Source organism: Vibrio olivae (assembly GCF_042428525.1).
Classification (GTDB): Bacteria; Pseudomonadota; Gammaproteobacteria; order Enterobacterales; family Vibrionaceae; genus Vibrio; species Vibrio olivae.
The window spans coordinates 1-598 of the sequence record NZ_JBHMEP010000088.1 but is presented as its reverse complement, the minus strand read 5'-3'; the positions used below and the strand labels follow the sequence as shown (position 1 = coordinate 598).

Sequence of the window (598 nt, the reverse complement as noted above, 5' to 3'; positions counted from 1 at the left end):
GCCAAGTTTGCCCGGTGCATTGTCGGTAAATTGGTACGACTAAAAGAAAAAGCGAACGTTGGCGGCAATTCGTGGTATTGCGAGTTTGTGCATGACGACGACCGGAAAGCCTTAAACATGGCGGCGGGTTGGTCTGATAATAAGAAATTGTATTTGTTGGATGGTGTTAAATTCAAATAGTTATGAGTGTAAACAAAGTTACTTTATTAGGGCATACCGGAAAAGCCCCGGATTTTAAGGAGTTCGACAACGGCGGTTGTGTTGCGACCTTTTCGTTGGCAACCACTAAACGGGGGTTTACGACAAAGGACGGGCGGCAAATCCCGGAGCGTACCGAGTGGCACAACATTGTGTTGCAAAATGGGTTGGCAAAGGTCGCCAATCAGTACGTCAAAAAGGGCGACAAACTGTATATTGAGGGCGAATTGAGAACCCGGAGTTATGACGATGCGCAAGGCGTCAAACGGTATGTTACCGAGATAGTCGCAACCGATATGGAAATGTTGACCCCGAAAGCAACCGGAGCCGGGGCGCAAGTCCCGCCGCCCGTGTCGGATGCACCCGCCCCCGACGGAAACGACGATTTACCATTTTAAGC

The 598-nt window shown here is 49.8% G+C and carries 2 protein-coding genes; both read left to right on the top strand.

The genetic code is table 11. The features are described from left to right. A partial coding sequence (locus ACFFUV_RS23640) for a hypothetical protein (protein WP_390198440.1) occupies window positions 1-180 on the top strand: 180 nt, incomplete at its 5' end. Window positions 181-182: 2 nt separating this feature from the next. Next, window positions 183-596, top strand: a complete 414-nt coding sequence (locus ACFFUV_RS23635; RefSeq protein ID WP_390198437.1) for a single-stranded DNA-binding protein — start codon at window positions 183-185, stop codon at window positions 594-596. Window positions 597-598 lie beyond the last annotated feature (2 nt).